General features: G+C 63.7%; 14 protein-coding genes. 1 reads left to right on the plus strand and 13 read right to left on the minus strand.

Annotation, left to right across the window (positions count from 1 at the left end; all coding sequences use genetic code 11):
• Positions 1-10: 10 nt before the first annotated feature.
• The 13 genes from ACYQ0Z_RS01185 to sigK form a co-directional block, all read right to left on the minus strand.
• Entirely contained in the window at positions 11-2,824 is a 2,814-nt protein-coding gene (locus ACYQ0Z_RS01185) for a 1,4-alpha-glucan branching protein domain-containing protein (RefSeq protein WP_459863599.1), read from the minus strand.
• 94 nt (positions 2,825-2,918) lie between these two features.
• Positions 2,919-3,419 carry a DUF4912 domain-containing protein gene (locus tag ACYQ0Z_RS01190; protein ID WP_459863601.1) on the minus strand — a complete coding sequence of 167 codons (501 nt, stop codon included), beginning with the start codon at positions 3,417-3,419 and terminating at the stop codon, positions 2,919-2,921.
• A gap of 204 nt (positions 3,420-3,623) precedes the next feature.
• Complete coding sequence (locus ACYQ0Z_RS01195) at positions 3,624-4,334, minus strand: L,D-transpeptidase family protein (protein ID WP_459863603.1); 711 nt, start codon at positions 4,332-4,334, stop codon at positions 3,624-3,626.
• A 110-nt stretch (positions 4,335-4,444) separates the two neighbouring features.
• Positions 4,445-6,907 (minus strand): leucine--tRNA ligase, encoded by a 2,463-nt coding sequence (gene leuS / locus ACYQ0Z_RS01200; protein WP_459863711.1) that lies wholly within the window; start codon positions 6,905-6,907, stop codon positions 4,445-4,447.
• Between the two features lie 476 nt (positions 6,908-7,383).
• Complete coding sequence (gene rsfS, locus ACYQ0Z_RS01205; protein ID WP_459863605.1) at positions 7,384-7,746, minus strand: ribosome silencing factor; 363 nt, start codon at positions 7,744-7,746, stop codon at positions 7,384-7,386.
• A complete protein-coding gene (gene yqeK / locus ACYQ0Z_RS01210; RefSeq protein WP_459863607.1) occupies positions 7,743-8,345 on the minus strand; it encodes a bis(5'-nucleosyl)-tetraphosphatase (symmetrical) YqeK in 603 nt (200 codons plus the stop codon). The genes rsfS and yqeK overlap by 4 nt, the downstream gene beginning before the upstream one ends.
• Complete coding sequence (locus tag ACYQ0Z_RS01215; RefSeq protein WP_459863609.1) at positions 8,326-8,907, minus strand: nicotinate-nucleotide adenylyltransferase; 582 nt, start codon at positions 8,905-8,907, stop codon at positions 8,326-8,328. The genes yqeK and ACYQ0Z_RS01215 overlap by 20 nt, the downstream gene beginning before the upstream one ends.
• Before the next feature lie 4 nt (positions 8,908-8,911).
• Entirely contained in the window at positions 8,912-9,205 is a 294-nt protein-coding gene (gene yhbY, locus ACYQ0Z_RS01220; protein ID WP_459863611.1) for a ribosome assembly RNA-binding protein YhbY, read from the minus strand.
• Positions 9,199-10,071, minus strand: a complete 873-nt coding sequence (locus ACYQ0Z_RS01225) for a shikimate dehydrogenase (RefSeq protein ID WP_459863613.1) — start codon at positions 10,069-10,071, stop codon at positions 9,199-9,201. Before ACYQ0Z_RS01225 ends, yhbY begins: the two co-directional genes overlap by 7 nt.
• Before the next feature lie 91 nt (positions 10,072-10,162).
• Positions 10,163-11,143, minus strand: coding sequence for an endolytic transglycosylase MltG (mltG, locus tag ACYQ0Z_RS01230; RefSeq protein ID WP_459863615.1), 981 nt, complete (start codon positions 11,141-11,143; stop codon positions 10,163-10,165).
• A gap of 21 nt (positions 11,144-11,164) precedes the next feature.
• Complete coding sequence (gene yqeH, locus ACYQ0Z_RS01235; RefSeq protein ID WP_459863618.1) at positions 11,165-12,277, minus strand: ribosome biogenesis GTPase YqeH; 1,113 nt, start codon at positions 12,275-12,277, stop codon at positions 11,165-11,167.
• Positions 12,274-12,798, minus strand: coding sequence for a YqeG family HAD IIIA-type phosphatase (locus ACYQ0Z_RS01240; RefSeq protein ID WP_459863620.1), 525 nt, complete (start codon positions 12,796-12,798; stop codon positions 12,274-12,276). The genes yqeH and ACYQ0Z_RS01240 overlap by 4 nt, the downstream gene beginning before the upstream one ends.
• Positions 12,799-12,896: 98 nt before the next feature.
• On the minus strand, positions 12,897-13,628 hold the full coding sequence (sigK, locus tag ACYQ0Z_RS01245) for an RNA polymerase sporulation sigma factor SigK (protein WP_459863622.1): 732 nt from the start codon (positions 13,626-13,628) through the stop codon (positions 12,897-12,899).
• Between the two features lie 204 nt (positions 13,629-13,832).
• Between sigK and ACYQ0Z_RS01250 the strand changes: the two genes are divergently transcribed.
• Entirely contained in the window at positions 13,833-14,228 is a 396-nt protein-coding gene (locus ACYQ0Z_RS01250) for a MerR family transcriptional regulator (RefSeq protein ID WP_459863624.1), read from the plus strand.
• Positions 14,229-14,275: the final 47 nt, after the last annotated feature.

A 14,275-nucleotide genomic window follows, 5' to 3' on the forward strand; every position in this document is an offset into this window, starting at 1 on the left:
CATCGCCTCCTCATGATGTGCGGATTGCCGTTTGGGTTTGTGCCGCCGCGATCCGATACACGCCCAGCGTCCGTCGGGCAATGCCGTCCCAATCGTAGACGGTGGCCACGTCGCGCGCCGCCGACTCGGCGATACGCCTGCGCAGCCGGTCGTCGGTCAGGGCGCGCACCACCTGTGCGGCCAGCGACCGGCTGTCCCCGGGATTAGCCGTCAGGCCGTTTTCTTCATGACGTACGATCTCGGCCAGTCCGCCAGTGTGTGCCACCACCACCGGGACGCCGGCCGCCATGGCCTCGAGGGCGACGATACCGAAGGGCTCGTACAAGCTGGGGAAGACGGCCACGTCGGCAGCAGTCAAGAGGGCGTTGCGCGTCTCGTCGGACACAAAGCCGGTAAAGGTGACCCGCCCCTCGATCCCCAACGCACGGGCCTGATCCTCAAGACGGGGCTGCATCGGCCCCTTGCCCACCACGACGACGTGCACGTCGGGACAGTGTGCCGCAATCTCCGGCACAGCGGAAAGGAGTACATGCACCCCTTTCTCGTGCACCAGCCGGCCGACAAAGACGATGAGCCGCTTCCCGGACGGGAGGGCCAGCTGTGCACGGGCCGCCGCACCGTCCGCCCCGCGGAAGGCCCTCCGGTCGACCCCGTTCGGAATGACTGTCAGGCGCTCCGACGGCACGCCAAACACGTGCTGCACTTCGCGCCACATGGCTTGGCTGCATACGATGACGTGGTCGCTTGCTGCAACCAGCGCCGCTTCGCGCCCGTGAATGGTCCGTTGCATGGCGGTGTGGAGCCCGCCAAAGCGCCCGTGTTCCGTGGCGTGGATGGTGGTCACCAGCGGCAGCCCTGATGCACGCCGGAGAGCGCGGGCGGCCCGTTCCACGAGCCAATCGTGGGCGTGGAGGCAATCGTAGGTGTACTGTTCCATCAGCTCCCCGGCCATCGCCGCCGCGGCGAGGTTGAACTGGTCGACCCAGTGCAGGAAATCGTCTGCGCGCACGAAGTCCACGGGCACGCGGAACACGCGCACGCCGTGCCACTCCGCTTCGCTTGCCGCGCCGGGGGCGGCGCAGGTGACAACGTGCACCTCAACCCCCTGGCGCACAAGGGCTCGGCTCAATTCGGCGACATGGCGGGCCAGCCCGCCGACCACACGCGGGGGAAACTCCCAGGTGAGCATGAGCACCCGCCGGACCGCTGCGGCCTGATCCGCCGCCATTCGCATCCCCGCCCAGGCCGCCAACTGGCTCACGAGAACGCCGTCGACGAAAAGCGGGTTCGTTTCCGCCTCCCACAGGGCGAGCTTCGCCTCGCTGCGGGGATGCGTCCCCTCGACCATCCCCACCAGCGCGTCAAAGCGCCGCACATGGGTCAAGACGCGCTCCGTCGCGTACGGGACCGCCGTCTGGCCGTCGAGGATGAAGGGCCAGTCGCTCGATTGGGCCAGCAAAAGCTCCCGCAGCGCCTGGCGAAGGGCCCGCTTTTGCCAGGACGCCGCCTCCCGGTACCGCTCGGCGACGCGGATCATCACCCGCTCGCGCCGGTGCAAAAGCGGATAGACCCAGTCGTTTTTCCCGTTAAGCCACACCTCGCCATAGCCGTTCCGTCCCCAGCTGGAAAACGGCAGACGAGCCCGGTGGCGGGGCGGAAAACGCTCCAGGAAGCAGCTCGGCGTGGTAAAGGCGACCTCGCCGTCGCCGGCGGCCTCCCGCAACAGGGCGTCGAGAAAACGCGGGCCTTCATACCACCAATGGCCAAAGAGCTCCGCGTCAAAGGGAACGGTCGTGATGGGCGGCGTCGCCATGCGCTCGGCCAACGCGGCCAACTGTGTCCTCCGGGCTTGCCAGAAATGGGCGGCATGCGCGCGCGCCTTGGCATCGGCCCGCTCCGGCGCATACGGCTCCTTCTCCTCGCCGCGCCCGGTCACACGCCAGTATTTGATCCCCGTCGGCGCACGCACGCCGGTGGGCTGAAGAAAGCGGTCCAAATAGGCTTGGGGGCGCTCATAGCCGATGTCGCGGTAATACTCCCGGTAATCGGGATCGCCGGGATAACCGGCCACGTTGCTCCACACCTGTGCCGACGCCTCAGGATCGCGCACGAACATCACCACCCCCTCCGGCGTCTCCACCGGCGCATACACGTCGTGGGGCGGCGCGGGTACGGCGTAACGCAGGGCGTGGGCGTCCACAAAGGTGTACCGGATGCCGAAGTCCCGCAGCACGCGATCCAGTCCCGGGCGGTACGCGCACTCGGGCAGCCACAGCCCCCGCGGACAAACCCCCATGTGGCGCACAAATTCGCGCAGGCCGAGCGCAATTTGCGCGCGCACCATTGCCTCGGTAGCGCAGTACGGCAAAAAGGCGTGGGTCGCCGTCGTGGTGATGAGCTCCAGCACCCCCTGCTCGGCCAACCGCTTGAAGGGCGCGAGCAGGTTGCGGCCGTACCGGTTTTCATAGACATCCAGCCAATAGCCAAACCGTTCGCGATATCCCTCAGCCAGCGCCGTCAACGGTTGTTGCCCTCGGTGAGTCCTGATTTCCTCCTCGGCGAGGGCGATCAGCCTGCGCAGATGGCTCGCATAGCGGTGTTGAAGAAGCGGATCAGCCAGCATGGCCATCAAGGTGGGAGAGAGGGAGACAGTAAGGCGGAAGGGAATGCGGTCGCGCACAAGGCCTTCCAGCACATCCAGGAGGGGAAGGTAGCATTCGGTGATGGCTTCGAACAGCCACCGGTGCTCCAGCCGATCGGCGCGCAAATGACGCACGTAGGGCAAATGGGCGTGCAACACGAGGTTGACGTATCCGTGGGTCATGACTCCACTCCTTCGTCGGCAGATCGCCTCTCTCTGTTGCCCACGTCGACAAGCGAAACCATCGGATCAACCCGCGCGAACAGCCAGACGGTTTTTACCCTTTCGACTGCGCGTTCGACTCCTTCGTTGACAGGAGGCGGGTCAGCTCGTAGCTGTCCGGGGTAATGACGGAGGGCGCTTCGTGTGCCGGATGGGGGATGTACTGATCCGGTGAGGTCCACGGCGTTTGCAGCAGGCGCGAATAGAGCAGGGTCAAGAACGCATGGCGTGCGGTGCGCACGCCGTAATGAATGCGATAGAAGGCGCCGGGGGTAAGGGCGTGGATGTACCAGTTGTTAGCTTCCCGGTGAACGGGAATGTCCCACATGCCGACGGGTTCCAGCCCTCCTTTCCCCCCGCCATCACCCAGTTGGTGAACGCGCAGGAAAAACGCCAGCTCCTCCCACGCGCACCCGGTGATCTCCTCGGCCAACTTGCGATGGCTTTCTCCAATCTCCCAGTACACGAAGATGGTGCGCGGATTTTGCACCAGCGCCACCAGCTGGGTCAACTCGGTGGGGCGGTACGATGAACAAGCCGGCAGCGACACGGTCATCGGTCCTCCCTTCCTTGGGCACAACACAGTAGTAACAGTATGCAACCGTCACGCCGGCGATGCCTTCGGTGTCGGTTTAGCCACACCTTGAATTATAGATTTTTAAGATCAATTATTCAATATTTACTTTTCGCACATTTCGACAAAAATTTTCCTTTCTTTCGACGGTAAATAAGGAATTGCACTTAACAGATGTCGAAAGGCTCACTCGATGAGCCCCAGCGCCACGTAGTCCCGCCAGTCTACCTGGCCCGTCACGGGCATGCCCCATTCCCGCTGAAACCGCTTTACCGCGTCTTCCGTAGCCCCATCAAAGACGCCATGGCAACGTCCCGCATAAAACCCCGCCGCCTGCAGGCGGTTTTGGACGAGCACTACCAGGGAACCGCGGTCGCCGCGCACCAGCTTGCGGTATTCCACCCCGGCATACCCAAACAGTGGCCCGTCGATCACCACCCGCGTCCCATGGGGAATCAGCTCGTACAACTCTTCGACGTCACGGTTCCGCATGCGGATGCACCCGTGGCTCACATACCCGCCAATGAGATGCGGCCGATTGGTGCCATGGATGCCGTAAATGCCCCAGGGCACGTTGAGGCCCAGCCAGCGCGTACCAAAGCCGCCGCCCCAGTTGCGCGACTTGGTCACCACGCGGAATTCGCCGATGGGGGTCGGCGTGGCGCTGGCTCCCGGCCCGATGGGGTATGTTTTAATGACGACACCGTTTTCCAGCACGTGGAGCCGGCGCTTCCACAGGTCGATGTGGATCTCCCGCACCGGCTTTGCTACCTGCTCCATTTGCGCCGACGTGGTCGTCTGCGCCACCGCGCGCGCCTCTGCCGGACCGGGCGCGGGATACGACACCGCCGCCACCAGCCCCAGCCATGCCATGCCGACAAGGAGTGTTGCACGCATCCGCTCTCACCTCGCGTCCATCCCTCCGTTTCTTAGCATGAAGAACGCGCGGATCCTTTACACGCGCACAAGGCGCGGAAAAAAGGAGAAGAGGGGGAAATCCCCCCTCTTTATCCCACGACCAGGTTGACCAGCTTGCCCGGAACCACAATCACCTTTTTCACCGTTTTGCCGGCGAGGTGTGCCTTCACCTTCTCCTGGGCCAACACCGCCGCCTCGATCTCCTCGCGCGACGCGTTTGCCGGCACGACCACGCGGTCGCGCACCTTGCCATTCACTTGAACGACGATCTCCACCTCGTCGGCCGCGAGGGCCGCCTCGTCCCACGTCGGCCACGGCTGGGCATGTACGCTGTCCGCATGGCCGATGCGGTGCCACAGCTCCTCGGCGATATGCGGGGCGAAGGGCGCCAGAAGCACGATCGTCTTCTCGATGGCCTCGGCCAGCGTGCCGCGGTCGGCGCCCTCCGGATAGGCGGAGATGGCATTGACCAGTTCCATGATCGCGCTGACCGCCGTGTTGAACTGGTAACGCTTGTCGATGTCCTCGGTCACCTTTTTAATCGTCTGGTGCATCTGCCGGTACAGGGCCTTGGCCGCCGGATCGGCGGGCTCGGCCGGTCGGCGGTCTTCAAAGAGGTCGAGATGCTGGTCCACCAAGCGCCACACGCGGCTGAGGAAGCGGAAGCAGCCCTCCACGCCGCTGTCGCTCCACTCCAGATCGCGCTCCGGCGGCGCGGCAAAGAGAATAAACAGCCGGCCCGTGTCGGCCCCGTACTTCTCGATGATCTCGTCGGGGGAAACGACATTGCCCTTCGACTTAGACATCTTGGCCCCGTCCTTCAGGACCATCCCCTGGGTCAGGAGCCGGGCGAAGGGCTCGTCGACGTTGACCAGCCCGGCGTCGTAGAGCACCTTGGTGAAGAAGCGGGCGTACAGCAGGTGCAGGATGGCGTGCTCGATGCCGCCGATGTACTCGTCGACGGGCATCCACCGGCTGACCTTCTCCGGATCGAAGGGCATCCGGTCGTTGCGCGGGTCGCAGTAGCGGAAGAAATACCACGACGAGCAGATGAAGGTGTCCATCGTGTCGGTCTCCCGCTTGGCCGGCTTGCCGCACCGCGGGCAGGTCGTGTTCACAAAGGACTCCGACGTGGTCAGCGGGTTGCGCTTGCCGTCGATGACCACATCGTCGGGCAGGAGGACGGGAAGCTGCTCCTTCGGTACGGGAACGATGCCGCAGTCGTCGCAGTAAACGATCGGGATCGGCGCTCCCCAATAGCGCTGGCGGGAGATCAGCCAGTCGCGCAGCCGGTAGGAGACCGCCGGCCCGCCAAGGCCTTTCTCCTTCAGATGTTCGGTGATGGCCCGAATGGCCTGGCGGTTGGGCATCCCGTCGAAGGCACCGGAGTTGACCAGCACGCCATCGTCAACATAAGCCTCCGTCAGGCGCTCGGCGTCGAGGGACGTGCCGTCGGCCGGCTGGATCACGACGCGGATGGGCAGGTTGTATTTCTTGGCGAACAGGAAGTCGCGCTGGTCGTGGGCCGGCACGCCCATCACGGCGCCGGTACCGTAATCCATCAGCACATAGTTGGCCACCCAAATCGGCACCCGCTCGCCGGTCAGCGGATGGACGGCATAGGCGCCGGTGAACAAGCCTTCCTTTTCGGCGTCCGCCGCTGTGCGCTCAAAATCGCGCAGTTTCTTCATCCGCTCAACGAAGGCCCGCACCGCCGTCTCCGTCTCCTTGCCGGCGATGAGGCGCTCCACCAGCGGATGCTCGGGCGCCAAAACGAGGTAGGTGACGCCGAACAGCGTGTCCGGTCGCGTGGTGAAGACGGTGATCGTCTCACCCAGTTCCGGCACGGAAAAGGCAATGTTGGCCCCCTCGCTCTTGCCGATCCAGTTCTTCTGCATCACCTTGACCCGCTCCGGCCACCCCTCCAGCTTGTCCAGGTCGGCCAAGAGGCGCTCGGCGTAGTCGGTGATGCGCAGAAACCACTGCTCCAGCTCCTTCTTCGTCACCTCGGTGTCACAGCGCCAGCAGCGCCCGTTTTCCACCTGCTCGTTGGCCAGCACGGTGTTGCACTCCGGACACCAGTTAACCGGCGCCTTCTTCCGGTAGGCCAGGCCGCGCTCGTAGAAAAGCAGGAACATCCACTGCGTAAACTTGTAGTAGTCGGGCGAGCAGGTGGTCACCTCGCGCGACCAGTCGTAGCTGACACCAAGGGACTTTTGCTGCTGCTTCATGTAGGCGATGTTCTCGTAGGTCCATTTAGCCGGCTGGGCCCCATACTTGATGGCCGCGTTCTCCGCCGGCAGCCCAAAGGCATCCCACCCCATCGGGTGCAGCACGCGGTAACCGTTCATCCGCTTGAAACGGGCAATGACATCGCCGATGGAGTAGACGCGCATGTGGCCCATGTGCAGACGGCCCGACGGGTACGGAAACATCTCCAGGCAGTAGAATTTCGGCTTGTCGCTTTCCTCGTCGGTGCGATGGGTCCCCTGCTCTTCCCACACGCGCTGCCAGCGCGGTTCGATGTCTTTTGGATTGTAGGTGCTGGCCACACCCGTCTTGGCCACGGTACGCTCCCTCCTTCATGCTGGTTGGTCTGCCGCGCAACCGCCGCCCCGCGCTTCCTCCAACCGCCGGCAAGGCCTCCCCAACACGTGAAAAACCTCCCGCCCCCAACCGTGCTAGGGACGGGAGGTTCGCTCCCGCGGTACCACCCTAGTTAGCGCGCCCATTTCCCCGCCGCAACCTGCGCGTCTGTCTGCAGGTGTCCCGCGGTCCGGCGGGCGCACTCCCTTTGCCCCCGTATCGTGGGGAAGACGGCCGGATGTACGCAAAGCTCCGGACGGGAAACGGAACGCCCGTGCTCCTTCCACCCGGCGGGCTCCGAGGCGAGGTTCGCCGACCGGCCGGTTGACTCGCACCACCCGTCAACTCTCTGATCGACAGCCGGCGCGGCTACTGCTCCTCTTCAACGCCCGTGTACAGCAAAAGGTTGTGAATGGATTATATGCACATCTTCCGCTTGTTGTCAACCCAATACCGGCGGTTGGTTGGGAAGCGGGACGACGGGGGCATCGCCCCACAGGCGCTCGAGGTTGTAGAAATCCCGCTCCTCACGGTGGAAGACGTGGACCACCACGTCACCCGCGTCCACCAGTACCCAGCGGGCCTCGTCATACCCCTCCATCCCGCGCACGAAGACGCCGTTTTCCTCCAGTTTGTCGCGCACGGCCGCGGCAATGGCCTGCACTTGCGTCTCGGAATTTCCGTGGCAGATGACGAAGTAATCGGCAATCACCGACAGGCCGCGAATATCCAAAATCAAGACGTTTTGTGCCTTTTTGTCTTGCGCGGCCGTCGCCGCCAGGTGCGCCACCTCTTTGCCCGTCATCCTCCACCCTCCTTGTCCCGCGCAGCGGTTGCGCCGATGAGATCATTGTAGGCCAAAAGCGTGAGGGGATATACGCGCATTCCCCGGGAAATGAGGTAGGCGATGGTTCCGCCCAATGCCTTGGCCAGCGCCGCATCCAGATCGGCCTCCGCCAGGCGGCGAATCTCGTCGACTCCCGGGAACTGCCGCCCCGGCTCGATGTAGTCGGCCAGGCAAACCACCTTCTCCAGGACGCTCATGCCCGGTCGCCCGGTGGTGTGATAGCGGATGGCGTTCAGCACATCCTCGTCGGTCACGCCAAAACGCGTCCTCGCCACCTCGGCGGCGACGGGGCCGTGCCACAGCTCGGCGTCGTAGGCGAGGACATCCTGCGGGAAAGCACTCGCCTGTACCGCCGCGCGCAGCCGTTCGACAGGCCAGTATTTGGCAATATCGTGCAAGATCGCAGCCATCTCTGCTTTGGCCGGATCGGCCCCATAGCGTTCGGCAAGACGCACCGCCGCCTCCATCACGCCCAGAGTATGGCGGAAGCGGTGTTCGGGCACTTCGTCCCGCAGTGCCTGCAGCAACCTCTCGCGGTTAACGATCTCCTTTCCCATACACATCATGCGCCTCCACGTACTGCCGCACCCCTTCGGGCACCAGGTAGCGCACCGAACGCCCCTCGCGGATCCAGCGGCGAAGCTCGGAGGCTGAAATTTCCATCAGGGGCATGTCCACCCAGTGCACGCGGATGTCGGGTAGAACAGGGCGCGGATACCCCGGCCGCCCGAGGGCGACGAAGCGGACAAGGGTTTTCAACTCGTCAATGCCGTGCCAGTTCGGCAAATCGGCGGCCATGTCCGCCCCCACGATGAAGTAAAATTCCACTTCCGGGTGCTGCCGGCGTAGCGCTTTGACCGTATCCACCGTATATGAGGGGCCGGGGCGGTGCAGCTCGATGTCGCACACGCGAAAGGCCGGGTGATCGGCAACGGCCAGTTCCACCATGCGCAGCCGGTGGTGCGCCGGCGACACCGCTTCGGGCGGCTTGTGTGGCGGCTGGCCCGCCGGCACGAACCACACCTCGTCGAGGGCCAGCTCGTCGCGCACCCGTTCGGCCGCCACCAGGTGCGCCATGTGCGGCGGGTCAAAGGTCCCGCCAAAAAGCGCCACTTTCACCCGATCACCTCGGCAACTCGATGCGCTTCTTTTCGCGCGACTCCCGGTACAGGACGATGACCTTGCCGATCACCTGAACAAGCTCCGCCCCCGTTGCCTCGCACAGCTGGCGGGCCACCTCGTCCTTGTCCTGCGGACAGTTCTTCAGCACGTTCAACTTGATCAGTTCCCGCGCTTCCAGGGCATCGTCCACCTGCTTGATCAAGTTGGAGTTCACGCCGCCCTTGCCCACCTGGAAAATCGGCGTGAGGGGATGAGCCAGGGCGCGCAAGTAGCGTTTCTGCTTGCCGGTCAGCATCCGTTTCCCTCCTCTCTGGCCCCCAGCGCCCGCAGCGCGGCCTCCCGCATGAGGGCGACCGGCGCCGCACGGCCGGTCCACCGTTCAAAGGCCAAGGCCCCCTGGTAAACCAGCATGCCCAACCCGCCGTGGGTGATGAGCCCCCGCGCCTCGGCCTCGCGCAAGAGGCGCGTCTTCAGCGGACGGTACACGAGGTCGCTCACCAGAAGACCGTCATGCAGCCATTCCGGTGGAAGCGGCGTCTCGTCCACGCGGGGCGCCATGCCCACCGACGTCGTGTTGACGAGCAGCGTCGCCTCGCGCACGGCGTCGGCCAGCCGCTCAGGGGGCACTGCCCAGGCGTCAGCGTACGGTGCCACGTGCGCCGCCAGTTCCACGGCCTTCTCCGGCGTTCGGTTGGCGATGGCAATGCGCGATGCACCGCACCTGGCCAGGCTGACGGCCACCGCCCGCGCCGCCCCACCGGCACCGAGGATGAGCACCCGCTGCGCGGCGAGGTCCACACCCGTCTCCTCGACCAGGGAACGCACGTATCCGCGCCCGTCGGTATTGGTGCCCAAAAGGCGTCCATCCGCCTCCACGATCACTGTATTGACCGCCCCAACGGCCCGCGCCTCCTCGTCGAGGTCGTCGAGGAGAGGCACGATGGCCACCTTGTGCGGGATCGTCACGTTGACCCCACGAAACGACAGGGCATGCAGGGCCCGCACCGCGTCGGCCAGCCGCTCGGGGGGGACGGGAAAGGCCATGTAGCGCAAATTCAGGCCCAAGGCCTCAAAGGCGGCATTGTGCATGGCCGGCGACAGAGAATGGCTGACCGGGTAACCAAAGAGTCCAACCAGGCGGGTTTCGGCGGTAATGGTCATCGCACATCGCCCCTCCCCTGCCGTCTTGCCGGCGCATCTTTCACATCTTGCCAGTTACTGCGAGGTTCGCGGCGTAATGCCCTGCCTCCGCTCACGATGAGCCCGCCGCACCCCGCACTTCGCGAATCCGCCGCAGGTGCTCCTCATAGGTCTTGCTGAACACGTGCGAGCCGTCCGGGCGGGCGACGTAGTAGTAAAAGTCGTGCTGCTCGGGATGGAGCGCCGCCTGCAGCGCGCCCCGTCCCGGCGCGGCAATGGGTCCCGGTGGCAAGCCCGGGTAGCGATAGGTATTGTACGGCGAGTCAATCTTGAGGTCCTCGTAGAGCAGCCGTTCTTTGTGCGTCCCCAGCGCGTACTGCACGGTGGCGTCGATCTGCAGCTTCATGCCCTTCTTCAGACGATTGTAGATGACCCCCGCGATGCGCCGCCGCTCTTCGGGGCGTTTGGCCTCCCGCTCCACCATCGACGCGATCGTCACCACCTCATGCAGGCGGTGAGGGGGGATGGCCAGCTCCCGAACCACCCTGTCAAAGCGCTGGCGCATCAGTGCAACCAAGTCGTTTGCATCGTCGCCCTTTAACAGGCGGTAGGTGTCCGGGTACAGGTAGCCCTCAAGCCGACGGTTTCCTGGGGGAAGCTTCCCTTCCACGCCTGCGGGAGGCTTGGCCGCCGCCAGGGCTTGAAAAAATGCCGCTCGGTCGGCAATGCCCAGTTCGGCCACGCGGTTGGCGATCTGTTCCAGGGTCCATCCTTCGGGAATGGTCACCGTCACCCACTCACGAACGGTTCGACCTTCGGCAAGCAAGGCGATCAGCTGGCCCACCGACAGGTTGGCCGGGATGTCGTACGTGCCCGCCTTCAGCGGTTTGTCGGCCGCCCGCCACCGAAAGTAGGCCGCGTTGCGCACCAACCCTTCCGCCTCGAGGTAGTCGGCAATGCGCGCCGTGCTCCAGCCCGGTTCGATGGTAATCCGTTTGGCCGGATTTTGTGGGTATTCCAGGGCCGCCCACGCCCCTACGGCCAACAGGACGGCAAGAACCGCCACGCCCAACCACACGCGGAGCCCGCTCATCCTCGCACCGCTCCTTGCCCTCTAGATCAAGGCACGACGCAACCCGACCCCGACGCCGCGTGGGGCGTACACGTCCACAAGGGCGCCCGTCCCCCGCACCGAGACCCAGCCAAGTCCAGAGATGACGATGTCCACCGGATCCGGGGGCACCTCGAAGGTGTGGCGAACCCACGGCGGCAGGCGCTGCCAATCGCTGCCCCGCGGAGGCGACAGGAGCCCTCCACGATGCCGCTCGTACAGCGCGTCGGCATTGGCCAGCTTGGTGCGGTGAATGCGCAGGCGGTTGGACACGTAGCAGACAAAGGATTGCCGCTCACCGCGCACGAAATCGAGCCGTGCCAGGCCGCCAAAGAACAGCGTCTGCTGGTCGTTGAGCTGATACACCCGCGGGCGCAGCGTTTCCTCCGGGATGAGGATCTTAAGGTCCTGCGGGGACACCATGTTGCTGATCTGCTGTTCGTTCACGATGCCCGGCGTGTCATAAAGCCGGCGCCCGTCGCCCAGCGGGATCTCGATGACGTCAAGGGTCGTGCCCGGGAATCGGGACGTGGTGATGGGGCGCCGCGTGCCTACGCCATAGAGGGAGAGCAGGCGGTTAAGGAACGTCGACTTGCCGACGTTGGTCACCCCGATCACATACACGTCCCGTCCGGCGCGCAGCTCCTCGATGGCCTCCGCCACCGCTTCGAGGCGCAGCCCTTTCTTTCCGCTGCACAGCTCGATGCGCGTCGGGATCAGGCCCAGTTCCCGCGTCATCCCTTCCAGCCACAGCCGCACCTTTTGCCAATTCGTCTGACGGGGCAAGAGGTCCACCTTATTGCCCACGAGGAGAATGGGATTGTCACCGGTATAGCGCGCCACGTCGGGAATCCACGTCCCGTTGACGTCAAACAGGTCAACCAGCTTGACGACGAGGGCGTCGGTCTGTCCGATCCGCTCCAGGATGCGCGCAAACTCCTCCGCTTCCAGCCGAACGGTCATCACTTCGTTGTAGTGGGTAATGCGGAAACAGCGCTGACAGGTGACCTCCTCCCGCTCCGCAAGCACCTGGGCGGGAACGTAACCGGGTCGGGTCTCGTCCTCCGACTGCAGCACCGCCCCGCATCCGGGACAAATCCGTTTTCCCTGCTTCATCGCGTCTCCTCCCACTTGAGCCAGCCGTTGCGTCGCATCCAGCGAAAGACAATCCGTTCCAACTTGCGATTGATGCGCGTCCCGAAGCTCTCTTTACCGGAGAGGGGAAGCACCAAGATGGTGGCCAGTCCCATGCGCTTTCCTCCCAGCACGTCGGTAAACAGCTGGTCGCCGATCACGACGACCTGCGGGATGTCCAACTGCAACATGCGCAGCGCTTTCAAAAACGCGCTGCGCATCGGCTTTCGGGCACGATGGATGTAGGGGATGCCGAGGGGATCGGCAAACGCGGCCACGCGGGTGCGGGTGTTGTTGGACACGATGACCACGCGAAACCCGCGGTCTTGTACGTGTTTTAGCCACGCCACCAGCCGCGGCGTGGCCTGCGGCCGATCGGCTTCCACCAGCGTGTTGTCCAGATCGGTAATGATCCCGCGAATCCCTGCGTTCCACAAGGCGTCAAGGTCAATCTGAAACACGCTGTCCACGTACCAATCCGGAACGAGCCGTTGGAGAAGCACCCGCTCACCTCAACCGGAAAAATTCCCCGAACGATTCGTTACGGCCACTACTATATCATACTTCCCCATTTCCGTGCAGACTCGATTGGAAAATCCCCTCATTCCCGTTCCGCTTCCGTCTCTTTCCGCTTGTTGCGCCCCTGTTTGTACAGGGCCTGATACAATTTCATGAGCGCCCGCTTTTCAATGCGCGACACATAGGAACGGGAAATGCCCAGTTCCTTGGCGATCTCCCGCTGCGTCTTCTCTTCCTCGCGCACCAGTCCGAAGCGGTGAAGAATCACCTCGCGCTCCCGGGGGTCGAGGGAATCGAGGTGCGCATAAATCTGGTCCTTCTCCATCTCGAACTGCACCGCGTCGACGACTTCGTCCATCTCGGTGCCGAGAATGTCCGCCAGGGTGATCTCGTTGCCCTCCTTGTCCTGGCCGATGGGGTCGTGCAACGAGACTTCCCGACGCGTCTTTTTTAGGGAACGGAGATACATGAGGATTTCATTTTCGATACAGCGAGCCGCATATGTGGCCAATTTTGTTCCCTTGTCCATCTGATAACTTTCAATTCCCTTTATCAACCCGATTGTGCCGATGGAAATCAGGTCCTCGGTCTCCTCACCCGTGTTTTCAAACTTCTTTACGATATGGGCTACCAGGCGCAGGTTGTGCTCGATTAGCTTGTTGCGCGCCTCCCGGTCCCCTTCGGCCATCCGGCGCAAGTACAGGGCCTCTTCTTCCTCGCTCAGGGGTTGAGGAAAGGCATTGTTCTTGATGTACGACACAAAGAACAACAGATCTTTCAAGAGCAAAACCAACCCGCCAAACAGACCGAACACACCCAGCCACCTCCCCGGTGCGACGGATGGTGCTACTTTATGTGGCTGGGCATCTGTCCGTGTCTGTCCTACAGCATACAGTTTGACTGTATGGTTTGGGTGAGGGTATACTGAAAGGGAAGACCGCTCAAAGCGGGAGGTGAAACCCATGGGGAACGGAGACTCTACCGCATCGGCGAGCTGGCCCGCCAATCGGGGCTCAGCGTGCGCACCATCGACTACTACACCCAGATCGGTCTCTTGAGCCCCGTCCGGCGAAGCCCGTCGAACTACCGCTATTACGGGGACGACGCCCTGATCCGCCTGCGGTGGATTGAGCGACTCAAGGCGGAAAAGTACACGCTGGAAGAAATCCGCGAGTGGCTGAATGAAATGGATCATCTGCTGCAGGAGGGCAACCTCCGCAACCTGGCCCAGCGAATGGAAGAGGTGTTGGCCTCCCTGGAGCAAGCCAAAAAGGAGCTGGCCAAACTCACACCGGCCCTCTCCCATCTGCAAAGCCAGGATCACGGTCACGCGGCCAAACAGTTTGCCGCGCGGGCCATGTCCACGCTTCAAGGCATGCTCGTGCTCTTGAGCAACTCCCCGCCGCCGGTGTAGAGCTGCGGCTTCCGGAGTCGACAACAGGGGAACACAAAAACATTTGG

The organism is Calditerricola yamamurae (genome assembly GCF_054654135.1).